This window comes from Microbacterium sp. LWO14-1.2, assembly GCF_038397715.1.
Classification (GTDB): domain Bacteria; phylum Actinomycetota; class Actinomycetes; order Actinomycetales; family Microbacteriaceae; genus Microbacterium.
Genome location: NZ_CP151633.1, coordinates 2,749,642 through 2,774,827 on the forward strand (window position 1 = coordinate 2,749,642; position 25,186 = coordinate 2,774,827).

General features: G+C 68.5%; 24 protein-coding genes. 22 read left to right on the top strand and 2 right to left on the bottom strand.

Annotated elements, in window-relative coordinates; all coding sequences use genetic code 11:
- Positions 1–24: 24 nt before the first annotated feature.
- Both MRBLWO14_RS13185 and MRBLWO14_RS13190 read right to left on the bottom strand, forming a co-directional pair.
- Positions 25–663, bottom strand: a complete 639-nt coding sequence (locus tag MRBLWO14_RS13185) for a GntR family transcriptional regulator (protein WP_341933614.1) — start codon at positions 661–663, stop codon at positions 25–27.
- A gap of 493 nt (positions 664–1,156) precedes the next feature.
- Positions 1,157–1,645, bottom strand: coding sequence for a YajQ family cyclic di-GMP-binding protein (locus MRBLWO14_RS13190; RefSeq protein WP_251586850.1), 489 nt, complete (start codon positions 1,643–1,645; stop codon positions 1,157–1,159).
- Between the two features lie 86 nt (positions 1,646–1,731).
- On the opposite strand from MRBLWO14_RS13190, the gene MRBLWO14_RS13195 reads away from it, so the two are divergent.
- The 22 genes from MRBLWO14_RS13195 to rplN all read left to right on the top strand — a co-directional run bounded on the left by MRBLWO14_RS13195 (position 1,732) and on the right by rplN (position 25,183).
- Positions 1,732–1,884 carry a hypothetical protein gene (locus MRBLWO14_RS13195; RefSeq protein ID WP_341933615.1) on the top strand — a complete coding sequence of 51 codons (153 nt, stop codon included), beginning with the start codon at positions 1,732–1,734 and terminating at the stop codon, positions 1,882–1,884.
- A 119-nt stretch (positions 1,885–2,003) separates the two neighbouring features.
- Positions 2,004–3,032 carry an ABC transporter gene (locus MRBLWO14_RS13200; RefSeq protein WP_341933616.1) on the top strand — a complete coding sequence of 343 codons (1,029 nt, stop codon included), beginning with the start codon at positions 2,004–2,006 and terminating at the stop codon, positions 3,030–3,032.
- Entirely contained in the window at positions 3,029–3,532 is a 504-nt protein-coding gene (locus MRBLWO14_RS13205; protein ID WP_341933617.1) for a hypothetical protein, read from the top strand. Before MRBLWO14_RS13200 ends, MRBLWO14_RS13205 begins: the two co-directional genes overlap by 4 nt.
- Before the next feature lie 60 nt (positions 3,533–3,592).
- The gene (locus tag MRBLWO14_RS13210) at positions 3,593–4,240 is read left to right on the top strand and encodes a spermidine/putrescine ABC transporter substrate-binding protein (protein ID WP_341933618.1); all 648 of its coding nucleotides are present in this window, start codon (positions 3,593–3,595) and stop codon (positions 4,238–4,240) included.
- A 218-nt stretch (positions 4,241–4,458) separates the two neighbouring features.
- Complete coding sequence (gene rpsL / locus MRBLWO14_RS13215; RefSeq protein WP_013584051.1) at positions 4,459–4,827, top strand: 30S ribosomal protein S12; 369 nt, start codon at positions 4,459–4,461, stop codon at positions 4,825–4,827.
- Positions 4,828–4,832: 5 nt separating this feature from the next.
- Positions 4,833–5,303 (top strand): 30S ribosomal protein S7, encoded by a 471-nt coding sequence (rpsG, locus tag MRBLWO14_RS13220; RefSeq protein WP_050722490.1) that lies wholly within the window; start codon positions 4,833–4,835, stop codon positions 5,301–5,303.
- 84 nt (positions 5,304–5,387) lie between these two features.
- Entirely contained in the window at positions 5,388–7,502 is a 2,115-nt protein-coding gene (fusA, locus tag MRBLWO14_RS13225; RefSeq protein WP_341933619.1) for an elongation factor G, read from the top strand.
- Between the two features lie 147 nt (positions 7,503–7,649).
- A complete protein-coding gene (gene tuf, locus MRBLWO14_RS13230; RefSeq protein ID WP_096715090.1) occupies positions 7,650–8,843 on the top strand; it encodes an elongation factor Tu in 1,194 nt (397 codons plus the stop codon).
- Positions 8,844–9,162: 319 nt separating this feature from the next.
- Positions 9,163–18,258, top strand: a complete 9,096-nt coding sequence (locus MRBLWO14_RS13235) for an isopeptide-forming domain-containing fimbrial protein (protein WP_341933620.1) — start codon at positions 9,163–9,165, stop codon at positions 18,256–18,258.
- A 141-nt stretch (positions 18,259–18,399) separates the two neighbouring features.
- Positions 18,400–18,612 (top strand): hypothetical protein, encoded by a 213-nt coding sequence (locus tag MRBLWO14_RS13240; protein WP_341933621.1) that lies wholly within the window; start codon positions 18,400–18,402, stop codon positions 18,610–18,612.
- 857 nt (positions 18,613–19,469) lie between these two features.
- On the top strand, positions 19,470–19,778 hold the full coding sequence (gene rpsJ, locus MRBLWO14_RS13245) for a 30S ribosomal protein S10 (RefSeq protein ID WP_017201594.1): 309 nt from the start codon (positions 19,470–19,472) through the stop codon (positions 19,776–19,778).
- An 8-nt stretch (positions 19,779–19,786) separates the two neighbouring features.
- On the top strand, positions 19,787–20,446 hold the full coding sequence (gene rplC / locus MRBLWO14_RS13250; protein ID WP_096715092.1) for a 50S ribosomal protein L3: 660 nt from the start codon (positions 19,787–19,789) through the stop codon (positions 20,444–20,446).
- Between the two features lie 2 nt (positions 20,447–20,448).
- On the top strand, positions 20,449–21,111 hold the full coding sequence (gene rplD, locus MRBLWO14_RS13255) for a 50S ribosomal protein L4 (RefSeq protein ID WP_341933623.1): 663 nt from the start codon (positions 20,449–20,451) through the stop codon (positions 21,109–21,111).
- Positions 21,108–21,431, top strand: a complete 324-nt coding sequence (rplW, locus tag MRBLWO14_RS13260) for a 50S ribosomal protein L23 (protein WP_017829206.1) — start codon at positions 21,108–21,110, stop codon at positions 21,429–21,431. Before rplD ends, rplW begins: the two co-directional genes overlap by 4 nt.
- Positions 21,432–21,452: 21 nt before the next feature.
- A complete protein-coding gene (gene rplB / locus MRBLWO14_RS13265; RefSeq protein WP_251586864.1) occupies positions 21,453–22,292 on the top strand; it encodes a 50S ribosomal protein L2 in 840 nt (279 codons plus the stop codon).
- Between the two features lie 12 nt (positions 22,293–22,304).
- Positions 22,305–22,586 (top strand): 30S ribosomal protein S19, encoded by a 282-nt coding sequence (gene rpsS, locus MRBLWO14_RS13270; RefSeq protein ID WP_045249922.1) that lies wholly within the window; start codon positions 22,305–22,307, stop codon positions 22,584–22,586.
- Between the two features lie 25 nt (positions 22,587–22,611).
- On the top strand, positions 22,612–23,010 hold the full coding sequence (gene rplV, locus MRBLWO14_RS13275) for a 50S ribosomal protein L22 (RefSeq protein WP_025102404.1): 399 nt from the start codon (positions 22,612–22,614) through the stop codon (positions 23,008–23,010).
- Complete coding sequence (rpsC, locus tag MRBLWO14_RS13280) at positions 23,010–23,765, top strand: 30S ribosomal protein S3 (protein ID WP_341933624.1); 756 nt, start codon at positions 23,010–23,012, stop codon at positions 23,763–23,765. The genes rplV and rpsC overlap by 1 nt, the downstream gene beginning before the upstream one ends.
- A complete protein-coding gene (gene rplP / locus MRBLWO14_RS13285) occupies positions 23,765–24,184 on the top strand; it encodes a 50S ribosomal protein L16 (protein ID WP_045275476.1) in 420 nt (139 codons plus the stop codon). Before rpsC ends, rplP begins: the two co-directional genes overlap by 1 nt.
- A complete protein-coding gene (gene rpmC / locus MRBLWO14_RS13290) occupies positions 24,184–24,501 on the top strand; it encodes a 50S ribosomal protein L29 (RefSeq protein ID WP_050722500.1) in 318 nt (105 codons plus the stop codon). The genes rplP and rpmC overlap by 1 nt, the downstream gene beginning before the upstream one ends.
- Positions 24,501–24,818 (top strand): 30S ribosomal protein S17, encoded by a 318-nt coding sequence (gene rpsQ, locus MRBLWO14_RS13295; protein ID WP_096715095.1) that lies wholly within the window; start codon positions 24,501–24,503, stop codon positions 24,816–24,818. Before rpmC ends, rpsQ begins: the two co-directional genes overlap by 1 nt.
- A complete protein-coding gene (rplN, locus tag MRBLWO14_RS13300; protein ID WP_053097479.1) occupies positions 24,815–25,183 on the top strand; it encodes a 50S ribosomal protein L14 in 369 nt (122 codons plus the stop codon). Before rpsQ ends, rplN begins: the two co-directional genes overlap by 4 nt.
- Positions 25,184–25,186: the final 3 nt, after the last annotated feature.

Genomic DNA, 25,186 nt, shown 5'->3' on the forward strand with positions numbered 1-25,186 from the left:
GACAGCGCACCCCGCACCGGTGCGTCAGACGTAGTGCATCTCGCGGGCCAGGCGCTCCGCGGTATCGGCATCGGCAGTGAGCACTGCCTCGCGGAACTCGCGATAGATGCCCAGCATCCGTTCGTGATCGGTGACCGGCACCCGCCACGCGCGCAGGTTCCTGGCCAGGGCCATGCTGGCGTCGTTCAGGAGGAACTGGTGCTGAGCGTTGCGACTGCGCCCGCTCAGGAAGGCGAAGACCGCCCAGCGGCTCTCGAACACGTGCTCGTGGGGGGAGACCCCCTTCGACATCTCGTCGATGAGCACGGCGAGCCGGTCCCGGTCCTCCGTCGACATGCGGGCGACGCCCATCCGCGCCGCCATGCCCGCCTGGTAGCCGGCGAACTCGAGGGTCTGCTCGACCACGTCGGGGGTCACGGCGGTGACCTCGGTGTAGCGGCTCGGGTACATCATCACGAGTCCGAGGCGCTCGAGCCTCTGGAGCGCCTCGCGTACGGGAGTGCGCGAGACGTGGAGCTCCTCGGCCACGTCGACATCGCGGATCCGGTGCCCCGGTGGGAGCTCCCCGTCGACGATCTGCGCACCGATGTGCTGGAAGACCTCCTCGGCCAGGAGCTGCTTCCCCTCGCGCACGGTCGTCATCGAGTTGGTCTTGCTTTTCATGGATTTGCCCCCAGTTACGTTCCCAGATCCGAGCCCCATGAAGCGCCCGGACGGCCACTACATCACGAAGTCGTTCGTCGTGCCAATAATCCACAGGTGCCTTCCACACACGCCGGAAAACGTGTGAACGGCGGGGCACCATCGTGGAACCGATCGCCGATGAGTCCGCGGTGGCGAGCGTTTCAGGGGCTCGTCAGCCGCAGACGATGCCGTGCTCGGAAGTGCCCTGCGCCTCCGCCCCACGAGGGGGATGGGAGGAGCGCGGAACCGTGGAATCGGCTCGCAGCGCGTCGTGCCTCGACTCATCGTCGGCCGCATCGGGATGCGACGAGTCAAGTTTCGGGCACCACAACCTGTATATCGGTATGCGATCCAGGTCTGTGGATAATGTGCTACCGCCGGGCGCGAAAAATCCTGGTGTATCGCCGGGGGTGCCGCCGGGCGCCGTCGCCTCGGTCAGGACACCCGCCGACGGAGTGCGGGGAGGGCCCGATCAGCGGTAGTTGATGAACTGCAGGTCGATGTCGAGGTCCGAGCCCTTGAGCAGCGCGATGACGGCCTGGAGGTCGTCACGGCTCTTCGACTGCACCCGCAGCTCGTCGCCCTGGATCTGGCTCTTGACGCCCTTCGGGCCCTCGTCGCGGATGATCTTGCCGATCTTCTTCGCGTTCTCCGACGAGATGCCGTCCTTGAGCGAGGAAACGATGCGGAACTCCTTGCCGCTCGCGAAGGGATCGCCGGACTCGAGGCTCTTGAGCGAGATGCCGCGCTTGATGAGCTTCGACTGGAAGACGTCCAGCACCGCGTTCGCGCGCTCCTCCGTGTTGGCGGTGATCAGGACCTGCTCGCCGCTCCAGGCGATCGACGCGCCGGTGCCCTTGAAGTCGTAGCGCTGCTCGATCTCCTTGCGGGCCTGGTTGAGGGCGTTCTCGGCCTCCTGGTGATCCACTTTCGAGACGATGTCAAAGGAACTGTCAGCCATACAGAGAGTGTAACGATCGGCGACGCGCGGGGCATGCGTCGGCGTTGCTACCCCGCCGGCGCGCACGCCGGTCGTACCGTGGGGGTATGGCGAGGGTCGGGGGACGGAATCTGGCGATGAGCTGGATCGCGGGTGTGCTGTGCGCGGGCGTCGTCGTGGCGCTCATCTGGTTCGCCATCCCCATCGTGCCGACCCTTGCCGCGTTCGCCGGCGACACGCTGCGGACGCTCCTCCCCTGACGTCGGCGAGCCGGAGATCCGCGCCGCGACGGGTCGGACGACACGTCGGCACGCCTCCGATGGCGCGCCGACGGGCGGCGGTAATCTCGCAGAGCACACATCCGATGAGAGGCGCACCCATGAGTGACCCCGAGGTTCCCCAGCCCGAGCGGCGGAAGGACGTCGATGACGTCGTCGACAGCGCGAACGCTGGTCTCGACGCCGCCGAGGCCGCCCGAGCGGACGTCCCCGGACGTTCGACGACGGATGCCGCGGCGGACGACGTGCCCGCATCGCGCAGCGACCACGCCGTCGACCCCGATCTCGCCGCCTTCGAAGCGGCCGAGCGCGACCACCCCGGCACGTTCTCCACGCCGGAGCTGAACGACCTCGCGCGGTCCGAGGAGCGCGACTCCGCGTTCCCCGAGCGGGATGCCGACGCCACGGCCGTCCACTCGGCGCCCGTCGTGCACAGCGAGTCGAGCATGGCGTCCGCCGCGTACTCCGCGCCGGACGACACCGAGACCCGCGTGGTGCCGTCGGAGCCGGTCGTCGCCGAGCGGACCGAGGCGGCGGAGCCCGTCGGAGCGCCGGCCTTCGCCCAGCAGCCCATTTTCGTCCAGGCTCCCGAGCCGCCGCGGGAGCGCGGCAACCGAGGGACCGCCGGAGCCATCGGCCTCCTCGCCACCCTGGCGTTCGCGATCCTCTACCTGGGCACGACCCTCGGTCTCGGGGCGTGGACCGGAGACGTCACCGCCGAGAACCTCGGCGAATCGGCCCTCGCGCCGCTGACGACCTGGGGCTTCTGGGTTCCGGTCGTGGTGTTCTTCCTCGGCTTCTGGCTGCTCGGGGCGTTCATCAACCGTGGCCGCTGGGGCCTGTGGGTCGTGTTCGGCATCATCGTCGGCGTCTTCGCCTATGGAGGCCACCTGCTCGGCCAGCTGTTCGAGGAGCGGTTCTGGCTGCTCACCGCGCGCGAGGGAAGCGAACTGATCGGCGAGCAGCTGTTCGCGCCGCTCGCGATCGCCGCCTTCGTGTTCGGCCGCGAGCTGACCATCTGGTTCGGAGCCTGGGTCGCCCGCAGCGGTGCCCGCAAGACCGAGCTCAACGCCGAGGCGCAGCGCGAGTACGAGCGCACGCTCGAGGCGGGCCCTACCCTCTCGAGGTGACCACGGACACCCCGTCGTCGAACCCCCGCGGACCTGAGTCCGCGGGGGTTTCGCGCGTTCTGGCGCTCACCCTCGCGACGATCGGCTTCTTCGCGCTCGCGGTCTTCGGGCTCGGCGCGCTGAGCGTGGCGACCGACACCGACATCATCGCCGTGCGCGGTCTCGGTCAGGTGCCGGGTGTGGCCGGGATGCTCGCCGCCCTCCTCGCCTTCGCGCTCATGCTGTGGTCGTCGCTGCGCCGAGAGCATCCGTCGTTCCTCTCCGTGCCGGCGACCGCTCTCGCCACCGCGCTCGCCCACCTCATCGTGCTCTGGGCGGCCGTGCTCGTCGCGCGGGGCGACGTCGTGATCGCGACGGCCGTGGCCGGAGACCTCGTGCGAGGGGGAGCGAGTGCCGTGCTCCTCGCGGCAGCGGCGATCGCGGCATGGGCCGGGGTGGCACTGCGCCGCACGAGGTCGCGCCGTCCTCGATGGCCCTGGGAGGACGAGAACGAGGAGTGACACCTCGCCGTCCTGCAGGAAATCGCCGCGCTCGGGGTGTGCGCATCGTACGCTCTAGGTGTGGAGCGCTCGCTGGAGACGCAGGTCGACCAGGCCGTCGAGGCCTGGCTGCGCTGGGTGCCGCGCTGGGAGCCGGCCACCCACCGGGGGCGCGTCGCGCCCTGCCGACGGTGCCTCGGGTCGCCGATCCTCTCCGCGGCGGGCATCGGCGCGAACGCGCCGCACGGAGTGCAGCACGGCCTCTCCACGCGGATGAAGACCATCGTCGACCACGCCGTCGCCGAGTACACGACGCGCAACCTGCCGATGCTGCAGCGGGAGCTCGACCAGCAGGCGGCGCGCAACCGGGCCCGCACCTACCGTCCGGCCGACGACCTCGATCCGGAGTTCGACGGACTGCCCCTCGACCCGGAGCCGGTTCCCGGAGCGCCGTTCCTCTTCACGATCGCCGGCATGGCCGACGACGAGTCCGCAGCGCTCCCTCCGCTCCCACCGCTGACCGATGAGGCGAAGGCGGCCCTGCGGCAGGAGGTCGCACTGGCCGACGAGTACGCCAACATGGTGGGGCGGGAGATCTGCGGCATCCTGCTGCGTCACCGCATCCGCATCCAGGCCGCGATCTCGCAGCACGTGGAGCCGCAGATCGAGGCGCTGCTGGCCGAGCTGACGCAGTCGCTGGACTCCCCGTTCGATCCGGACGCCTCCTAGCACGGCGGGGCGCGCCGCCATTTGACCGGTCACGTTACGCGGCATTACACTTGATCAGGTGTGTGCACGTCTTGACGTGCGCGCTGGGCGCCGGCTCCATGGCCGGTCCGCCCCCACGGCATACCCACCACCGCAAAAGCTCGCCGGTTCCGGCGTGCCGGTGGGTCATGATGTGAAACCCATCACGCTGTCACCGTGCAGCACTATGAGGAGAGAACGTGCCAACCATTCAGCAGTTGGTTCGCAAGGGTCGCTCGCCCAAGGTCTCGAAGACCAAGGCACCGGCGCTCAAGTCGAACCCGCAGCAGGCCGGGGTCTGCACCCGCGTCTACACCACCACCCCGAAGAAGCCGAACTCGGCGATGCGCAAGGTCGCTCGTGTGAAGCTCCGCAACGGCACCGAGGTCACCGCGTACATCCCCGGTGAGGGCCACAACCTGCAGGAGCACTCGCTGGTGCTCGTGCGCGGTGGTCGTGTCAAGGACCTCCCCGGTGTCCGTTACAAGATCGTCCGTGGCGCCCTGGACACCCAGGCCGTCAAGAACCGTAAGCAGGCTCGCAGCCGCTACGGCGCGAAGAAGGGCTGAGTCCAATGCCTCGTAAGGGTCCCGCCCCCAAGCGTCCCGTCGTCAACGACCCGGTCTACGGCGCTCCGATCGTCAGCCAGCTGGTCAACAAGATCCTGGTCGACGGCAAGAAGTCGCTCGCCGAGTCGATCGTCTACAACGCCCTCCGCGGCGTCGAGGCGAAGAACGGTCAGGATGCCGTCGCCACGCTGAAGAAGGCGCTCGACAACGTCCGCCCGACTCTCGAGGTCAAGAGCCGCCGCGTCGGTGGTTCGACCTACCAGGTGCCGGTCGAGGTCAAGCCGCACCGTGCGAACACCCTCGCGCTGCGCTGGCTCGTGAGCTACGCCAAGGGTCGTCGTGAGAAGACGATGACCGAGCGTCTGCAGAACGAGATCCTCGACGCCTCGAACGGCCTCGGTGCCGCGGTCAAGCGCCGCGAGGACACCCACAAGATGGCCGAGTCGAACCGCGCGTTCGCTCACTACCGCTGGTAACAGCTTCGCTCGCCCCCGGCCACCCGCCGGGGGCGGGCACCCCCTCTTCGCAGTACGACTGCCAGAAAAGATAAGGACACTCCTGTGGCACAAGACGTGCTCACCGACCTGAGCAAGGTTCGGAACATCGGCATCATGGCGCACATCGATGCTGGCAAGACCACGACGACCGAGCGCATCCTGTTCTACACGGGCGTCAACCACAAGCTCGGCGAGACGCACGACGGCGCCTCGACCACCGACTGGATGGAGCAGGAGAAGGAGCGCGGCATCACGATCACGTCTGCCGCCGTGACCTGCTTCTGGAACAAGAACCAGATCAACATCATCGACACCCCCGGTCACGTGGACTTCACGGTCGAGGTGGAGCGCTCGCTCCGCGTCCTCGACGGCGCGGTCGCCGTGTTCGACGGCAAGGAGGGCGTCGAGCCCCAGTCCGAGACTGTGTGGCGTCAGGCCGACAAGTACAACGTCCCCCGCATCTGCTTCGTCAACAAGATGGACAAGCTCGGCGCGGACTTCTACTTCACCGTCGACACCATCATCAACCGCCTCGGCGCCAAGCCGCTGGTGCTGCAGCTCCCGATCGGTGCCGAGAACGACTTCGTCGGCGTCATCGACCTCGTCGAGATGCGCGCGCTGGTCTGGCCCGGCGATGCCAAGGGTGACGTGACCATGGGTGCGTCGTACGAGATCCAGGAGATCCCGGCCGACCTCAAGGACAAGGCCGAGGAGTACCGCCAGCAGCTGCTGGAGACGGTCGCCGAGACCGACGAGGAGCTTCTCGAGAAGTTCTTCGGCGGCGAGGAGCTCACGGTCGCCGAGATCAAGGGCGCCATCCGCAAGATGGTCGTCGCCTCGGAGATCTACCCCGTTCTCTGCGGCTCGGCGTTCAAGAACCGCGGCGTGCAGCCGATGCTGGACGCCGTCGTCGACTACCTCCCGTCCCCGCTGGACGTGCCCGCCATCGAGGCGCACGACCCGAAGGACGAAGAGAAGATCATCGAGCGTCACCCCGACGCGAAGGACCCGTTCGCGGCCCTGGCCTTCAAGGTCGCCGTGCACCCGTTCTTCGGTCGTCTGACCTACGTGCGCGTCTACTCGGGCGAGCTCGAGTCGGGCGCCCAGGTCATCAACTCGACCAAGGGCAAGAAGGAGCGCATCGGGAAGATCTTCCAGATGCACGCCAACAAGGAGAACCCGGTCGACAAGCTGACCGCCGGCAACATCTACGCCGTGATCGGCCTGAAGGACACCACCACCGGTGACACCCTCGCCGCGATCGACGCGCCGGTCGTCCTCGAGTCGATGACGTTCCCGGAGCCGGTGATCGAGGTCGCCATCGAGCCGAAGACCAAGGCCGACCAGGAGAAGCTGGGTCTCGCGATCCAGAAGCTCGCTGAGGAGGACCCGACCTTCCGCACGGAGCTCAACCCCGAGACCGGTCAGACGACCATCAAGGGCATGGGCGAGCTGCACCTCGACATCCTCGTCGACCGCATGAAGCGCGAGTTCCGCGTCGAGGCGAACGTCGGCAAGCCGCAGGTGGCGTACCGCGAGACGATCCGCAAGGCCGTCGAGAAGCACGACTACACGCACAAGAAGCAGACCGGTGGATCGGGCCAGTTCGCCAAGATCCAGTTCAACATCGAGCCGCTCGAGCTCGACGGCGAGAAGACCTACGAGTTCGTGAACTCGGTCACCGGTGGTCGCATCCCGCGTGAGTACATCGGCTCGATCGACGCCGGTTTCCAGGACGCCATGAACGTCGGCGTGCTCGCCGGCTACCCGATGGTGGGCGTCAAGGCGACCATCGTCGACGGTGCGGCGCACGACGTCGACTCCTCGGAGATGGCGTTCAAGATCGCGGGCTCCATGGGCTTCAAGGAGGCCGCTCGTCGCGCCAACCCCGTGCTGCTCGAGCCGCTGATGGCCGTCGAGGTCCGTACCCCTGAGGAGTACATGGGCGACGTCATCGGCGACCTGAACTCGCGTCGTGGCCAGATCCAGTCGATGGAGGACGCCGCAGGCGTCAAGGTCGTCCGTGCGTCGGTGCCGCTGTCCGAGATGTTCGGCTACATCGGCGACCTGCGCTCGAAGACCTCCGGCCGTGCCGTCTACTCCATGGAGTTCGACAGCTACGCCGAGGTCCCGCGCGCCGTGGCCGACGAGATCGTTCAGAAGGCCAAGGGCGAGTAACCCTTTCTGGGAGCCGGGTTCCGGCCCGGCTCCCAGGTCACCTACAACTTCACATTCCCTCTCTACTAAACTGAGAATCAAACCCGTAGAGAACCGGTCGCAATCCAGTGCCCGGCACCTCTACAACGACGTCCTGAGGAGGACCCAGTGGCTAAGGCCAAGTTCGAGCGGACCAAGCCGCACGTCAACATCGGAACGATCGGTCACGTCGACCACGGCAAGACCACGCTCTCCGCAGCGATCTCGAAGGTGCTTGCTGACAAGTACCCCTCCGACACCAACGTGCAGCGCGACTTCGCTTCCATCGACTCGGCGCCGGAAGAGCGCCAGCGTGGAATCACCATCAACATCTCGCACATCGAGTACGAGACCCCGAAGCGCCACTACGCGCACGTCGACGCTCCCGGCCACGCCGACTACGTCAAGAACATGATCACCGGTGCGGCTCAGATGGACGGCGCGATCCTCGTGGTCGCCGCCACCGACGGCCCCATGGCTCAGACGCGTGAGCACGTGCTGCTCGCCAAGCAGGTCGGCGTTCCGTACCTGCTCGTCGCGCTGAACAAGTCCGACATGGTCGACGACGAGGAGATCCTGGAGCTCGTCGAGCTCGAGGTCCGCGAGCTGCTCTCCAGCCAGGGCTTCGACGGCGACAACGCTCCGGTCGTCCAGGTCTCCGCTCTCAAGGCCCTCGAGGGCGACGAGAAGTGGACCGAGAAGATCCTCGAGCTCATGCAGGCCGTCGACGACAGCGTGCCGGACCCCGAGCGTGACCGCGACAAGCCGTTCCTGATGCCCGTCGAGGACGTCTTCACGATCACCGGTCGTGGAACCGTCGTCACGGGTCGCGCCGAGCGTGGCACCCTGGCCATCAACTCCGAGGTCGAGATCGTGGGTCTGCGCCCGACGCAGAAGACGACCGTTACCGGTATCGAGATGTTCCACAAGCAGCTCGACGAGGCATGGGCCGGCGAGAACTGTGGTCTGCTGCTCCGCGGCACCAAGCGTGAGGACGTCGAGCGCGGCCAGGTCATCGTGAAGCCGGGTTCGGTCACGCCGCACACCGACTTCGAGGGCACCGCGTACATCCTGTCCAAGGACGAGGGTGGCCGTCACAACCCCTTCTACACGAACTACCGCCCGCAGTTCTACTTCCGTACCACCGACGTCACCGGCGTCATCTCGCTGCCCGAGGGCACCGAGATGGTCATGCCCGGCGACACCACCGACATGACGGTCGAGCTGATCCAGCCGATCGCCATGGAGGAGGGCCTCGGCTTCGCCATCCGTGAGGGTGGTCGTACGGTCGGCGCCGGTACGGTGACGAAGATCATCAAGTAAGCATCTGCTTCCTGCGAAAGGGGTCGGACCTTCGGGTCCGGCCCCTTTCGTCGTCCCCGGCGCACATCTCCTTGATATATGGGCTTGAATATAACTTGAAGTGTCATATACGGTGAGAGGTGCTGCACTTCGTGCAGCCCGTGTGCGTCTCCCGGGGTCAAGGCCGGGATGACGGCTGTCGATGCGTTCCGCTGAAACCCCCGAGGGTTCGCGGTCCCGCATCCGTGGTGTGCATGCGCGAGGGGAGTGCCTGCACGCCGGGGAGTGGCGTGCGGGGTCATAGGGGAGTTTCAGCATGCGTTCGACCCTGCGTCGAAAGATGAATCAGCGCGCCCGGAGACTGACGGCCATCACCGCCGTCGTCTCCCTCATCGCGGGAGCACTGGCTCTCGGGGTGTCGGCGCAGATGGCCACCGCCGCGCCGTGGGCGCCGCGCGTCTCCGCCGAGAACGTCGACCCGGCGTCGGCCGGCAAGGACTTCGTGCTCGCGGGCGAGAACGTCGGCTTCGACATCGCCGTCGCGAACACCGACGGGGGAGCGCAGTTCAACCTGAGCCTCGTCGCGACGCTCCCGGCATCCGTCTCCTTCGTCTCGGCCGGCGCGTTCGGCGCCCCGACCGTCTTCCAGGCCGGAGAGGTGCTCCCGAACCGGTCGCGCACCGTCGACACCGACTGCCTCGCGGCCGGCCTTGCTCTGTCGGACGAGCCCCCGCTCTGCTCCGTCCCCGAGGGGCAGCAGGTCTGGGTGTGGTCGAACGTCAACGACCTCCCGCAGGGCGCGACCGTCTCGTCGACGGTCACGGTTGCTCCGATCGCCGACCTGTACCCCGTCGGCGGCGAGGTCGGCTTCTCGATCCGCGCGTACACGAGCGACGACCCCTCCCGCCTTCCCACGTTCGACGGCTCGCCCAGCGTCGCGAAGACAACGACCCACACGTCCGGCGCGGGCACCGCGACCGACGACGTGCCCGTGCAGGCCCTGCGCATCGTGAAGAGCGAGCCGAGCGTCGAGAGCGAACTCCTCCGCGGCGTGCACCGCAACGTCACGACCTACACCCTGCGAGTCGAGAACACCACGCGTGGGGCGACGTCCGGCGTGACGGTGACCGACTACCTGCCCGCCGGTCTCGAGTACCTCGGGCTCGCCGCGATCGACAACTCCTCCGGTGCGGAATACCAGGGCGCGGGTCCGGTCTCCGGCGGTACGACCGCCGGGGAGAGCGTGGACACGATCGCGGTCACCGCGGCAGAGGCAGCGGCGCTGGGACTGCCCGGTGCAGGCGTGTACACGAAGATCGTGTGGACGCTGGGCGACCTGACGGCCGGCGCGACCGCCGAGATCCGCTATCACGCCGCCGTGCCGCTCCTGGCCAACGCCCTGTGGCCCGCCGGCGCCGCTCCGGCGGCCGCAGCGGGCACGCAGGCTGCGAACCTCGACAACAACACGGGCGCCTCCACGCGCCATGGCGGCGCCGACACCGCCGAGGCCGCTCAGACGTTCCGCAACGTCGCGGTCGTCGCGGGCACCTACCAGGGGCCCGTGCTCGGCGGCGACCCCGCCTACCGTGCCGCCAGCGACGATGACGACGAGATCATCGAGGCGGTCGACATCCGCGTCGTGAAGGGCGTCGAGTCGGGCGGTCTCTTCACGACGGGCTCCGTCGCCACCTACTCGGTGCGCGTGGACGTGAGCGAGTACGTGGACGCCTCGAACATCGTGCTGACCGACGTCATCCCGAACGGCCTCTGCCCCGCCTTCCCCGTCTCCGGCGGCGACACCGCGCTGAAGATCGACGACCGCACCGTATCGAAGGAGGGGTGGAACCTCGAGGTCCCCGGCGACGCGTGCAACCTGCCGACCGAGGCTCGTGGCGCCGTGCTCTCGCCAGGACTCCACCTGACCTCCCTCGTCTACACCACGACCGACGGCACGTTCACCGCCACGTTCGCCGTCGACGACCTCGCCGCGGGCGCGTCGTTCACGGGTGAGTACTCCGTGATGCAGCGTCCGAACTACACCGGCGCGAACGGCGGCACGAGCTCGGGCGACCGGTTCCTCAACAAGGTCCAGGTCGCGGCCGAGACCACCCCGATCGCGGCGATCGCGAACGACCCGGCGCTGAGCGCCAAGGTCGGCGGCACCCGTCACGCGCTCGACGACTCGTCGGCGCTGATCACCTCGAACTACACGGGGCTCGAGAAGGTGGTCCTGGAGCGGGGGCAGTCGCCCGCTGATGCAGACGCGACCTGGTCCGCGGAGAGCACGACGCCGTTCTCGCCGGGCGACGACGTCTGGTACCGGGTGACGGTGCCCTTCGCCACGGGCATCGACACGCGCAACCCGATCCTCACCGACTACCTCCCCGAGGGCGTCGAGATCGCCGAGATCCAGTACGGCTACCGCGGTATCCCCGGCTTCAGCAACACCGCCGGGCCCGTGACGTGGGGGTCGGGCTCGTTCCCGACCGACTACATCCCGAACACGCAGGCGAGCGGCACCTCGCTCACCTGGGAGTTCGGCGCCCACAACCGCATTGGCAGCGGCGACCGCTTCATGCCGGCCGGGAGCGCAGCGATCATCTACATCCGCGCCGAGGTCGTGGCGCAGTCGGCGTCGCGGGACGACGTCGACAGCCCGCTCAACCACGCCAAGTACCAGCAGGTCAACGTCGACGGCGAGATCTCCTTCCTGCGCGACGACGCGGGCATCGACCTCGACTGGGGCGCGACACTGACCAAGGGCATCCGCGCGGTCAACGGCTCCGTGATCGGCGACGACTTCGGCGCGCGGATCCCCACGCGTCAGGTCGTGCAAGGGGATGCCGTCGACTACCGCATCGACGTCACGGCGCCGCAGAACACGACGACCGACTACGTCGTCTGGGACGTCCTGCCCGCCGGCGTCACCAAGGCGGACGTCGGCTCCTTCACCTCGGAGCTCTACGCCGCGGGGACGACGACGGCCATTCCGGCCGACGACGTCGCCGTCGCAGCGTACGACGACGGCGATGCCCTGCCCGACGGCATCTCGCTGGCGAGCGAGTTCGCGGGGCGCTCGGTGATCGCCTGGAAGATCGGCGCCTCGGTGGCCGGCTCCACGACAGCCACCGAGACCACGGCGGCGCAGGTGCGCGGGCTGACCCTCGGCTACACGCTGACGGTACCGGCGGGGGTCACGGGCGGCGGAGCCGCGGCACAGCTCACCCAGAGCTACACCAACACCGCGGGGCTCGTCAGCTACGCCGTCGAGAACACCGCGAGCCGCACCACCACGGTCGTACCCCAGGGCGACGGGGGAGGGCAGCAGCTCACCACCCGCGCCCCGCGCGACGGCGAGGTCGCGGCATCCGACGACGACACCGTCGGCACGGCCGAGGTGCACCTGCCCGACGTGGCGGTCGACAAGAAGCTCGTGTCGACCGAGGTCGCTCCGGCGGCGGACGCGTCGACCGGGACGAGCGACCTCGGCGACGGCTCCCGCAACAGCGCGACGCAGATCGTGCAGGGCGAGAGAGCGACGTTCGAGTACGCCGTGACGATCCCCGCGCGCACCACCGTCAGGGGTGCCGTGCTCTCCGACGACGGCAGGCTCGGCATCTCGCCCGGCTCGGGATCGATGGCCTACCAGTACGTCGAGGGGAGTGCGGCGTTCTTCGGGCCATCGGGTGCCCCGCTGGCCATCGGCGCGTCCCCCTCCGACTTCCGGTCCTCCGAGCGGGCGGGTGAGACGCACGGCGTGCTCACCTTCCCCGACGTCTACACGAACGGCACGTCGGAGCCGCAGACCTTCCGCGCGCGCATCACGGTATGGGTGACCGACAAGGACGCCTCGACCGCGGGCAGCTCGCGGGCCGACATCGCCCACGGCACGACTCTCACGAACACGGCACGGCTGACGTTCCTCGACCCCAACGCGCAGGGCGGCGCGCGCCTGACGCGCACCGACACGGCATCCGTCGACTTCGTCGAGCCGTCGCCGACGCTGAAGAAGACGACGTCGTCGTCCACCGTCTCGGCGAAGGGGACCGTGACCTACACGCTCACCGCGAGCAACGCGGCGAACCGCCCGGCGCTCTACGACGTCACGGTGATCGACTGCGTGCCGCGGCAGATCACGCCGTCCGCACTCGCGCCCTCCGTGGGCACGGCGCGGATCCTCGCCGACACCTGCTCCGGATCGGCGAACGCGGCGATCCAGAAGGGCACCGGCAGCGGCACCCTCATCGAGTGGACCATCCCGGCCATCCGCGGCACGGGTGCGGCCCCCACGCTGACCTACACCGGCACGGTCGAGGCACTCGCGGGCGGCGGCTCCCAGTTCGTCAACCGCGCCGAGCTGAGCGGGTACACACTGCCGCTCGCCGTGGGTGCCGATCAGGACACGGCCCAGCGCCGCGGCCTCATCACGCGCTCGGCGGACGCCACGGTGCGGATGCCCGACGCCTCCGTCACGAAGACCGCGTCGCCGGCATCCGCGGCAGTGGGCGAGATCGTCACCTACTCGGTCACGACGACCCTGCCCTCGAGCACGAACTTCTACGACGTCGTGCTCACCGACACCCTGCCGGCCGGTGTGGAGTTCCTCCCCGAGGGCACCCGCACCGAGAGCGTGCAGTGGGCGGGCGCGGCGGACCAGCCGACCGTGGGCGCCCCGACGCTGCGCGGCAACGAGCTGTCGTGGACCATCGATCGCGACGACATCCTCGCGGCGGGCGATCCGCGCACCATCACCGTGACCTACCAGGCGCGCCTCACCACGGCCGTGACGTCGGCCGCTCCGGTCAACAGCGCCACCTTCGCCTGGAACCGCGTGGACGGGGCGACGGATCCCGCCGAGCGCGGGTCGGCGACGGCATCCGCCCCCGTGGCGATCCTCAACCCCGACGTGACGATCGCGAAGGCGGTCAAGAACACGGGCGCGCCCGACAGCAGCTACGGCTCGGCCTCCCTCGGCGGTCCCGACCAGTCGTTCACCTACCGCGTGCGCGTCACGAACGCGAGCGGCGCCGGCACGGCACCCGCCTACGGCGTCGTCGTGACCGACACGGTGGATGCCGGCATCCGCATCGACACGGCCCAGCCCGCGTTCGCCGGGGCGACGTTCTCCGACGCCACCGCCCTGCAGGAGGGCCGAGGCGGAGTGATCACCTGGACGATCGACGGTCCGCTGAGCAACGTCGCCGGGTCGAACACCCGCGACTTCGTCTACGACGGCACGTTCATCGCCGCGCAGTCGCTCGGCACCGGCAAGCTCGGGAACAGCGTCGTCGTGACGAGGTACGAGTCGGCATCGACCGGCGGTTGGGCCTACCGGCCCGGCACCGGCACTCGCCCCGGAGGTGCGCCGCTGACGGCCACCGCCACGTCGGGCACGGCGGACATCACGCCGCGGTTCCCGCAGGTCGCGCTGAACAAGCGGGCGACCACGGGTACCGAGGCCTTCGTCAGCGAGTCGTTCTCGTGGACCCTCCAGGCGCGGAACACCGGGACCGGGGGTGCGCAGACCATCACGCTCACCGACACGCTGCCGGCGAACTGGGAGTACGACGCGACCGTGACGCCGCGTCTCACGGTCGGCTCGGCGGCCTCGGTCGCCCTGGGCGCTCCCGCCATCGGGGCCCAGAACGGCCGCCAGACGCTGACCTGGACGCTGGGTTCGGCGAACGGACAGCCGATCCTGCCCAGTTCCGACGGCGGTGCGACGCTGGAGCAGCGCACGCTGCTCGTGACGTTCGCGACCGTGCCGCACCCCGGCGCCGTGACCACGCCCGGTGCCGGTCTGTCGATCAACCACCGGAACACGGTCGGCGGCTCAGCCACCGACGCGACCGGGTCGACGCGCAACGCGAGTGGAGCCTATGCGGGTCCCGATGCCACCGCCGACGCCCACATCGGACGAGCGGATCTGCGCATCGTCAAGCAGGCCGTGGGCGGCGACGCCCAGGGCGCCTGGACCGCCGGCGACTCCGCCCGGGCCGGATACACCCAGCCGCAGTGGCGCATCACGGTGACCAACCAGGGGCCGGATGCCGCGAGCGGGCCGTTCCGCGTGACGGACACGGCCGACCTCCCGGCGGGCGTGACGACCGGTGCCTTCACGGCCCGGTACTACGCGAGTGCCGCGGACACCACCGGCGTCGCTCTGACGCTGTCGGGCTCCGGCTCGGCATCCGCTCCGTTCGTGGTCGGCGACCGCTCCCGCACGCTGAAGGCCGACGGATCCGACCGCATCGTGCTCGTCGCGAACGTGTCGATCCAGGCTCCGGCGACGGGTACCGCGACGAACACGGCCGACGTCGTCGGTCGCACGTTCGAGCGCCCGGCTGACATCACGAAGGACAACGCCACCTCCGTCTCGAAGCCGATCTCGAGCGCGGCCGACCTCGCGGTGACGAAGACCGTGAACACGACGGAGGTCACCGCAGGCCGTCCGGTCACGTGGGGCATCAGCGTGCGCAACAACGGTCCGTCCGTCGCCGTCTCGACCGACGCGTCCCCCATCACGGTCACCGATGTGATCCCCGACGGCATCAGCGCCGTGCAGGATCCGTCGGCCGGCCTGACGGCGTGGACGGTCTCGGCGTCGAACGGGTGGCCTGCCGCCGCCGGCGACACCGTCACCTGGAGGTTCACGGGCGCCCAGCTGCCGGTCGGACCGGCGCAGGGCCTGTCGCTCACGGGCACGGTCGACGCCTCGTGGACCGGTGGCGCGGTGCGCAACGTCGCGGTCGTCACCCCCGGTGCGACGACCGATCCGGTCGCCTCGAACAACACGGGCGAGGCGTCGGTCACCCCTGGTGACGACACGACGCTGGCGATCACGAAGACCCGCGTGGTCCGTGAGGGCGGTACGTGGAAGGACGCCGCGCAGTACGGCGGCCCGCTCCCCGCTCTCGTCGCCGGTGAGACGGTCGGCTACCGCATCGTCGTGACCAACAACGGTCCGGCCGATGCCCGCGACGTCCGCGTCGTGGACGAGGTGCCCGGCATGCTCGCCTACGCCTCGGTGGAGGACGAGAACGGGCGCTGGACGCGCACCGCCGGCCCCGGAACGGACGACACGTTCGCCGTCGCCGGCACCGTGCCCGCGGCGGCCGGCGACAACACCCGGTCGTTCGTCGTCACCTACACCGTCGACTCCGCGCTGACGCCGGGTTCCGATGTCGAGAACCGGGCGAGGGCTGAGGCGACGAACTCGACGAACACCCCTCGCGACGCCGACACCACGGGATCGAACCGCGTGGCCGACCTGTCGATCGTCAAGCAGGCGCTCGGCGCCGATGGTTCGCCCGTCGCCGACGGCGTGGTGCCCGAGGTGACGGCCGGCACCCAGACGCGCTTCCTTCTCACGGTGACGAACGACGGCCCGAGCATCTCGAGCGCGCCTATCGACGTCTCCGACCGTCTCCCGGCAGGGCTGACGTACGTCTCGTCGACCATCGACGTGGCCGGCGCCGGTGCGCGCACCGCCACCGCCTCGGTCTCGGATGACGGCCGGTCGCTCTCGTGGGCAGCCCTCACCGGCGCCGACACGTTGGCGGCAGGGCAGACGATCGCGATCGTGGTGACGGCCGCCGTTGCACCGGACGTGCGTCCGCAGCGACTCGTCAACACCGCCGACGTCACCGGACCGGAGGACTCCGACCCGAGCGACAACCACGGCGAGGCGTCGATCGACATCGTCACGCTCGCCGAGCTCACGCTCGGGAAGGACGTCGCCGCGGGCCCGTGGATCGCGGGAACCGAGGTCGAGTACACGCTCACGGTGCGCAACGACGGGCCCTCGGTCGCGGATGCGTTCGTGACGGACGTGCTGCCCGAGGGGCTCACAGCCGTGTCGATCGCGGGTGCCGGATGGACGTGCGACGTCTCGGATCAGAGCTGTGAGCGCACGGCTCACCCGCTCGGGGACAGCACGATCACCATCGTGGCGCTCGTCGGCTCGAACGTCCTCACCGGCACGTCGCTGACCAACACGGCGACCCTGTCGTGGAACGACAGCCGGGCCACGTCTCCGCACCAGGTGTCGGACACCGCGGTCATCGACGTGACGACCGATGCCGATCTGCGCCTCACGAAGACCGCGATCGACGCCGACGGCGCCGAGGTGGCCACGGCCGTCGCGGGGGAGAGCACCCGCTATCGCCTCGAGGTCGAGAACCTCGGAGCGAGCGACGCGGTCGGCCCGATCTCCGTGGTCGACGAGCTGCCGGTCGGCATCGCGTTCACGGGTCTGGTCGGCGCATCCGCCGACGCCTGGATCGCGAGGGTCGATCCGTCCGCTCCGCAGTCTGTGACCTTCACGCTCGCTCCGGCCGGCACGGGTCTCGTGAGCGGGGCCTCCGCTCCGACCATCGAGTTCGACGCGCTCGTCGATCCCTCGGTCGGGCACGGCACCGTGCTCACGAACGCCGCGGGCGTGTCGTCGGGCACTCCGGACGCGAATCCCGCGAACGACGGCGACACGGCCGATGTGACCGTGGCGAGGGAGGTCGACCTGTCGATCGTGAAGACGCATGACGCGGATGCCGTGCGCATCGGCGACGAGCTGCCCTTCACCCTGCAGGTCGCGAACGCCGGACCGTCGGAGGCGAAGGACGTCGTCGTGGCCGACACCGTCCCGGCCGGGCTCGAGGTGCTCACGGCCGTGGGCGACGACGTCGGCAGCGGCTGGACCGTCGAGGCCGTCGAGCCCGTCGACCAGGACGACCCGAGCGCCGGACCCCGAGTCGTCGCGCGGTACGGGCAGCCTCTCGCCCCGGCGGAGGACGCCGCACCGCTCGTCATCGAGACGCGCGTGCTGGTCGGCGCGTATCCCGAGGTCGTCAACACGGCCGCGGTCACCGCCGCGGAGATCAGCGATCAGCATCCCGACCGCACGCCGGACGACAACCGCGCGGAGGATGCCGTCGCCGTGCCGCCGATGGCTGCGCTCACGGTCACGAAGACGGCCGTCGGGACCTTCCAGGCGGGCAAGACGGGGCTGTACCGGATCGTCGTCCGCAACGACGGCCCGACCGCCGACCCCGGTGCGATCGTGGTGACAGATGCCCTGCCCGAGGGGATGTCGTTCGCCGGCTCGCCCGATTCGACGGTGCGCGTGGACGGACGCGTCGTGAGCTGGATGCTCGCCGACGGGCTCGCGGTCGACGAGGAGGTCACGCTCACTGTGCGAGTGAACCTCGCGCAGGCCGCGTACCCCGCAGTGACGAACGTCGTCTCGGTCGCCTCCGCGAGCGAGCAGACGTCGGCAGCGCGCCTCGTCTCGGCGGCGGACGCCGACGTGCAGGCGGCTGATCCGCTCGCGACGACCGGAGCGGAACCGGTGTGGGGCCTCGCGCTCCTCGCCGCGCTCGTCATGCTCGTCGGCGGACTGTTGCTGGCCGACCGACGTCGCCGGTCGGCGGCGGAGTAGGAGTTCCCCGGGGGAAGAGGTGCGATGGAGCCGCTCGATGACGCTCCGTCACACCTCTTCCTTCCGCGTGCGGTCCCCTCCGTGCAGAATGTACGTGACGCGCGAGATCCCTCGCCGTCGATCAGTGAAAAGGGGGCCCGCATGGGTATCGAAGACGCCGTCAACAAGGGCAAGGATCTGTACGAGCAGAACAAGGACAAGATCGCCGAGGCCGTGAAGAGCGAGCAGGCCGAGGACATCAGCGACAAGGTGCTCGACGGCGTCGCGGACTTCGCGAAGAAGATCGCGCCGGGTGCGGCCGACAAGATCGACGAGATCCGCGACAGCGCCGACAAGGCCATCGGGAACGAGTAAGCGGCGTCGCACAGACGCACGGCGGCGGCTCTCCGGGGGGAGGGCCGCCGCCTCTCTGCATCCGGGACCGGGTATTCCACAGGGCGGTATCGCGTTTCGGTGCCGGATGCCTTTAGAATGAAGTCGACCGCCTGGGGAACTTGCGGTCGAGGGACGTCGAAGGGGTTCGACCTCCCGTATCCACGCGGCTCGCCGCGTCACAACTGGGGAATCGATTTTGGGGATCATCGTGCGACGCGCGCACTCTGTGCGCCCTGGCGTCTTCCCGCCTGCACGGCGGATGCTCCGCCGTGCCCTCGGTCGAGGATTCCGGCGTCCCTTCACGTCGGGGTCCTCGCGTTCGGTGTGCCCCCTCGCACTGAACGCCCTCCCCAAGCGGGGCGAGGCATGGGGATGCCTCGCCCCGCTCTCCGTCTGAATCGCGGCTCGATGCGACGCTGCTGACAGCGCCGCGCGCACGCGACCGAGCATGTTCAGCGGATGCTCAGCGAGCGCGACACGCCCGGGTTTGCAGAACGGAAAACCGCCGTGGCAGAATAGACAGGTTCGACATTTCGGCGCGCTCAGCGTGCGCCGGATCACCACCAGGGCAGTGCATAGGCGGCGCGACAGCGCAGGGACCTAGGCCGCGGGTGGCAGAACGCCCCCGACACCTTCATCACGAGGGCTTCGCCGTGCGCGGCGGAGGTCGGCAATCCGCTCGCCGCGAGGCGGGCGGGCTGACAGCAGAACAGTGGTGCGCAGACCGGTTCGCAGAACCGATCGAGTGCCGAGGCGCGAACAGCGCCGACGTGCGTCCAATGCCCCTGGGTCACCCGGCTCAGGACGGTAAGACGCTTAAAGAGAGAGAGCAGACAATGGCGGGACAGAAGATCCGCATTCGCCTGAAGTCGTACGACCACGAGGTCATCGACACGTCCGCACGCAAGATCGTCGACACCGTGACCCGTGCGGGCGCGACCGTCGTCGGTCCCGTGCCCCTTCCGACCGAGAAGAACGTCGTGTGCGTCATCCGGTCGCCCCACAAGTACAAGGACAGCCGCGAGCACTTCGAGATGCGCACCCACAAGCGTCTGATCGACATCGTCGACCCGACGCCCAAGGCCGTCGACTCGCTGATGCGCCTCGACCTGCCGGCCGACGTCAACATCGAGATCAAGCTCTGAGGTTCGACATGGCTGACATCAACGCAAAGATTTCCAAGGGCATGCTCGGCACCAAGCTCGGCATGACCCAGGTCTGGAACGAGAACGGCAAGCTCGTTCCCGTCACCGTCATCGAGCTCGCCTCGAACGTGGTCACGCAGATCCGTACCCCCGAGAAGGACGGCTACAACGCCGTCCAGATCGCGTACGGCCAGATCGACCCGCGCAAGGTGAACAAGCCCCTGACCGCCCACTTCGAGGCAGCCGGCGTCACGCCGCGTCGTCACGTCACCGAGATCCGCACCGCGGACGCCGGCGACTACACCCTGGGCCAGGAGCTCACGGTCGACGGCACCTTCGAGGCCGGCCAGCTCGTCGACGTCGTCGGCACGAGCAAGGGCAAGGGCACCGCCGGTGTCATGAAGCGTCACAACTTCAAGGGCGTCTCCGCTTCGCACGGTGCGCACCGCAACCACCGCAAGCCCGGCTCCATCGGCGCATCGTCGACCCCGAGCCGCGTCTTCAAGGGCATGCGCATGGCCGGCCGTATGGGTGGCGAGCGCGTGACCGTCCTCAACCTCACGGTGCACGCCGTCGACATCGAGAAGGGTCTGCTGCTCGTCAAGGGCGCCGTCCCCGGTGCTCGTGGCCGCATCGTCTACGTCCGCAACGCAGTGAAGGGTGCCTGATCATGGCTGACTCCACTCTCGCGCTCGACGTCCTCAAGGCAGACGGCAAGAAGGCAGGCTCCGTCGAGCTGCCCGCCGCTCTGTTCGACGTCAAGACGAACATCCCGCTCATCCACCAGGTCGTCGTCGCGCAGCTCGCGGCGGCTCGCCAGGGCACGCACTCGACCAAGCGTCGTGGCGAGGTCTCCGGTGCCGGCCGCAAGCCCTTCAAGCAGAAGGGCACGGGTAACGCCCGTCAGGGCTCGATCCGCGCGCCGCACATGACCGGTGGTGGCATCGTGCACGGCCCGAAGCCGCGCGACTACTCGCAGCGCACCCCCAAGAAGATGATCGCGGCCGCCCTCCTGGGCGCGCTGAGCGACCGCTTCCGCGGTGACCGCCTGCACGCCATCGACTCGTTCGGCACCGACGGTGCTCCCTCGACCAAGGCCGCGGCGGGCTTCCTCGCCCAGGTCGCCACGTCGAAGAACGTGCTCGTGGTCATCGAGCGCGGCGACGAGCTCGCGCTGAAGAGCATCCGCAACCTCAGCCACGTCCACGTGCTGTCGTTCGACCAGCTCAACGCCTACGACGTGCTCGTCTCCGACGACATCGTCTTCACCCAGGCCGCTCTCGAGGCGTTCATCTCCTCGAAGTCCGGCGCCAACCAGGAGGTCTCCGCATGAGCGAGCAGGCATCTGTTCTCCAGACGGCCCTGAACAAGGACCCGCGCGACATCATCCTGAAGCCGGTCGTGTCCGAGAAGAGCTACGGTCTGATCGACGAGGGCAAGTACACCTTCCTCGTGGACCCGCGCGCTTCGAAGACCGAGATCAAGCTCGCCATCGAGAAGATCTTCGGCGTCAAGGTCGCAGGGGTCAACACCCTCAACCGCGTCGGCAAGGCTCGTCGCACCCGCTTCGGCACCGGCAAGCGCAAGGACACCAAGCGCGCCATCGTGACCCTGAAGTCGGGCACCATCGACATCTTCACGGCAATCGGCTGATCCGGGGGATAAAGGACAATCATGGCTATTCGCAAGTACAAGCCCACGACCCCGGGCCGCCGCGGCTCGTCGGTGGCTGACTTCGCCGAGATCACCCGATCGACGCCGGAGAAGTCGCTGCTGCGCCCGCTCGCCAAGACCGGTGGTCGCAACAACCAGGGCCGCATCACGACCCGTCACATCGGTGGTGGCCACAAGCGCCAGTACCGCGTCATCGACTTCCGTCGCAACGACAAGGACGGCGTCAACGCCAAGGTCGCTCACATCGAGTACGACCCCAACCGCACGGCTCGCATCGCGCTGCTGCACTACTTCGACGGTGAGAAGCGCTACATCATCGCGCCGAACAAGCTGAAGCAGGGCGACATCGTCGAGTCGGGCGCAGGCGCCGACATCAAGCCGGGCAACAACCTCCCGCTGAAGAACATCCCGACCGGTACGGTGATCCACGCGATCGAGCTCCGTCCCGGCGGCGGTGCGAAGCTCGCGCGTTCGGCCGGTGCATCCGTCCGTCTCGTCGCGAAGGACGGCCCCTACGCTCAGCTGCGTCTCCCCTCGGGCGAGATCCGCAACGTCGATGCGCGCTGCCGCGCGACCATCGGCGAGGTCGGCAACGCCGAGCAGTCGAACATCAACTGGGGCAAGGCCGGCCGCAAGCGCTGGCTCGGCGTCCGTCCCACCGTCCGCGGTGTCGCGATGAACCCGGTCGACCACCCGCACGGTGGTGGTGAGGGCAAGACGTCCGGTGGTCGTCACCCCGTCACCCCCTGGGGCCAGGCTGAGGGTCGTACCCGTCACGCCAACAAGGAAAGCGACAAGTACATCGTGCGTCGCCGTAACGCCGGCAAGAAGCGCAAGTAGGAGTAAGAGAAGATGCCTCGCAGTCTCAAGAAGGGCCCCTTCGTCGACGAGCACCTGCTTCGCAAGGTGATCGGTCAGAACGAAGCCGGCACGAAGAACGTCATCAAGACCTGGTCGCGTCGGTCCATGATCATCCCGGCCATGCTGGGTCACACGATCGCGGTCCACGACGGTCGCAAGCACATCCCCGTGTTTGTGTCCGAGACCATGGTCGGTCACAAGCTGGGCGAGTTCGCGCCCACCCGCACCTTCCGCGGCCACGAGAAGGACGACAAGAAGGGCCGCCGCCGCTGACGCGGGGGCGATAGAGGAGAGAGAAATGGTGGAGTCCATCGCACGCGTGCGACACATCCGCGTGACCCCTCAGAAGGCTCGTCGTGTCGTCGCGCTCATCAAGGGCAAGCAGGCCCAGGAAGCTCTCGCGATCCTGAAGTTCGCACAGCAGAGCGCCAGTGAGCCGATCTACAAGCTTGTCGCGTCGGCCATGGCCAACGCGCAGGTCAAGGCGGATCGTGACGGCGAGTACCTCGACGAGCAGGACCTGTACGTGAAGAACGCGTACGTGGACGAGGGCACGACGCTCAAGCGTTTCCAGCCCCGTGCACAGGGTCGCGCTTTCCAGATCAAGAAGCGCACGAGCCACATCACGGTCGTGCTCTCGACGCCTGAGGCGGCTCCGGCCGCTGCGGGCGACAGCAACAAGAAGGCGAGCAAGTAATGGGACAGAAGGTAAACCCGTACGGCTTCCGCCTCGGCATCACCACGGACCACGTGTCGCGCTGGTTCTCGGACTCGACGAAGCCGGGTCAGCGTTACGCCGACTACGTGGCCGAGGACATCAAGATCCGTCGTCTGCTGCAGACGCAGCTCGACCGCGCCGGCGTCTCGAACATCGAGATCGAGCGCACCCGTGACCGCGTCCGCGTCGACATCCACACCGCCCGTCCGGGCATCGTGATCGGTCGTCGTGGTGCAGAGGCCGAGCGCATCCGCGGCGACCTCGAGAAGCTCACGGGCAAGCAGATCCAGCTGAACATCCTCGAGGTGAAGAACCCCGAGGCCGACGCTCAGCTCGTCGCGCAGGGCATCGCCGAGCAGCTCTCTGCTCGTGTGGCGTTCCGTCGCGCGATGCGCAAGGGTCTCCAGGGCGCGCAGCGCGCTGGCGCCAAGGGCATCCGCATCCAGGTCTCCGGCCGCCTCGGCGGCGCCGAGATGAGCCGTTCGGAGTTCTACCGCGAGGGTCGTGTGCCGCTGCACACGCTGCGCGCGAACATCGACTACGGCTTCTACGAGGCCAAGACCACCTTCGGCCGCATCGGCGTGAAGGTCTGGATCTACAAGGGCGACCTGACCAACAAGGAGCTTGCTCGCGAGCAGGCCAACGCACCGAAGTCCCGTCGTGGCGACCGTGGTGGCGACCGCCGCCGCGCGCCCCGCAACGAGGCTCCCGTCGCAGAAGGAGCGTCTGCCTGATGCTTATCCCCCGCAAGGTCAAGTACCGCAAGCAGCACCACCCGAAGCGCGATGGCCAGGCCACCGGCGGCACGAAGGTCTCCTTCGGCGAGTTCGGCATCCAGGCCCTCACCCCGGCGTACGTGACGAACCGTCAGATCGAGTCCGCTCGTATCGCGATGACCCGTCACATCAAGCGTGGTGGAAAGGTGTGGATCAACATCTACCCGGACCGCCCGCTCACCAAGAAGCCGGCTGAGACCCGCATGGGTTCCGGTAAGGGCTCGCCCGAGTGGTGGGTCGCCAACGTCAAGCCGGGTCGCGTCCTCTTCGAGGTCGCCGGTGTCAACGAGGAACTCGCTCGTGAGGCACTGACCCGAGCAATCCACAAGCTGCCGCTCAAGGCACGCATCATCAAGCGCGAGGAGGGCGACGCGTAATGGCGATCGGCACCAAGGAGCTCGCTCCGGCAGAGCTCGACACGTTCGAAGACCAGCGCCTCGTTGAGGAGCTGCGCAAGGCCAAGGAGGAGCTGTTCAACCTCCGTTTCCAGTCGGCCACCGGCCAGCTGGAGAGCCACGGCCGCATCCGCGCCGTCAAGCGCGACATCGCGCGCCTCTACACCGTGATCCGCGAGCGCGAGCTGGGCATCCGTGCGACGCCCGCTCCCGTCGAGGCTCCGGCCAAGAAGGCGTCCAAGTCGAAGGCGAAGAAGGCGGATGCCGCTGACGACGCCGTGAAGGAAGAGGCCGAGTGATGGCTGAGAAGAAGGCTGCAGCCGCTGAGGTCGAGCACGCCGCGCACGATGTGCGCGACGCCGAGGCCCGCGGTTACCGCAAGGCCCGTCGTGGCTACGTCGTCAGCGACAAGATGGACAAGACCATCGTGGTCGAGGTCGAGGACCGCGTGAAGCACCCGCTTTACGGCAAGGTCATCCGCCGCACCTCGAAGGTCAAGGCGCACGATGAGGCGAACTCCGCCGGCATCGGCGACCTCGTCCTGATCAACGAGACCCGCCCGCTGAGCGCCACCAAGCGCTGGCGTCTGGTGGAGATTCTGGAGAAGGCCAAGTGATTCAGCAGGAGTCTCGCCTCAAGGTCGCCGACAACACCGGCGCGAAGGAACTGCTCACGATCCGCGTCCTCGGTGGCTCGCGCCGCCGCTACGCCGGTCTGGGCGACACCATCGTCGCGACGGTCAAGGACGCGATCCCGGGCGGAAACGTCAAGAAGGGCGATGTGGTCAAGGCCGTCATCGTCCGCACGGTCAAGTCCACGCGCCGTCCCGACGGCTCGTACATCAAGTTCGACGAGAACGCCGCCGTGATCCTGAAGAACGACGGGGAGCCCCGCGGCACCCGCATCTTCGGCCCGGTCGGCCGTGAGCTTCGCGACAAGAAGTTCATGAAGATCGTCTCGCTGGCGCCGGAGGTTATCTAAGTC

Bases quoted from the DNA above. Each gene is read 5' to 3' on its own strand.
- rpsG (WP_050722490.1), top strand. From the start codon at position 4,833: ATGCCTCGTAAGGGTCCCGCCCCCAAGCGTCCCGTCGTCAACGACCCG.
- MRBLWO14_RS13200 (WP_341933616.1), top strand. From the start codon at position 2,004: ATGAGTGACCCCGAGGTTCCCCAGCCCGAGCGGCGGAAGGACGTCGAT.
- rplW (WP_017829206.1), top strand. From the start codon at position 21,108: ATGAGCGAGCAGGCATCTGTTCTCCAGACGGCCCTGAACAAGGACCCG.
- rpsQ (WP_096715095.1), top strand. From the start codon at position 24,501: ATGGCTGAGAAGAAGGCTGCAGCCGCTGAGGTCGAGCACGCCGCGCAC.
- MRBLWO14_RS13235 (WP_341933620.1), top strand. From the start codon at position 9,163: ATGAATCAGCGCGCCCGGAGACTGACGGCCATCACCGCCGTCGTCTCC.
- rpsC (WP_341933624.1), top strand. From the start codon at position 23,010: ATGGGACAGAAGGTAAACCCGTACGGCTTCCGCCTCGGCATCACCACG.
- MRBLWO14_RS13190 (WP_251586850.1), bottom strand. From the start codon at position 1,645: ATGGCTGACAGTTCCTTTGACATCGTCTCGAAAGTGGATCACCAGGAG.
- rplB (WP_251586864.1), top strand. From the start codon at position 21,453: ATGGCTATTCGCAAGTACAAGCCCACGACCCCGGGCCGCCGCGGCTCG.
- rplP (WP_045275476.1), top strand. From the start codon at position 23,765: ATGCTTATCCCCCGCAAGGTCAAGTACCGCAAGCAGCACCACCCGAAG.
- rplC (WP_096715092.1), top strand. From the start codon at position 19,787: ATGGCTGACATCAACGCAAAGATTTCCAAGGGCATGCTCGGCACCAAG.
- MRBLWO14_RS13195 (WP_341933615.1), top strand. From the start codon at position 1,732: ATGGCGAGGGTCGGGGGACGGAATCTGGCGATGAGCTGGATCGCGGGT.
- MRBLWO14_RS13185 (WP_341933614.1), bottom strand. From the start codon at position 663: ATGAAAAGCAAGACCAACTCGATGACGACCGTGCGCGAGGGGAAGCAG.
- rplV (WP_025102404.1), top strand. From the start codon at position 22,612: ATGGTGGAGTCCATCGCACGCGTGCGACACATCCGCGTGACCCCTCAG.
- rpsJ (WP_017201594.1), top strand. From the start codon at position 19,470: ATGGCGGGACAGAAGATCCGCATTCGCCTGAAGTCGTACGACCACGAG.
- rpmC (WP_050722500.1), top strand. From the start codon at position 24,184: ATGGCGATCGGCACCAAGGAGCTCGCTCCGGCAGAGCTCGACACGTTC.
- rpsS (WP_045249922.1), top strand. From the start codon at position 22,305: ATGCCTCGCAGTCTCAAGAAGGGCCCCTTCGTCGACGAGCACCTGCTT.
- MRBLWO14_RS13240 (WP_341933621.1), top strand. From the start codon at position 18,400: ATGGGTATCGAAGACGCCGTCAACAAGGGCAAGGATCTGTACGAGCAG.
- rplD (WP_341933623.1), top strand. From the start codon at position 20,449: ATGGCTGACTCCACTCTCGCGCTCGACGTCCTCAAGGCAGACGGCAAG.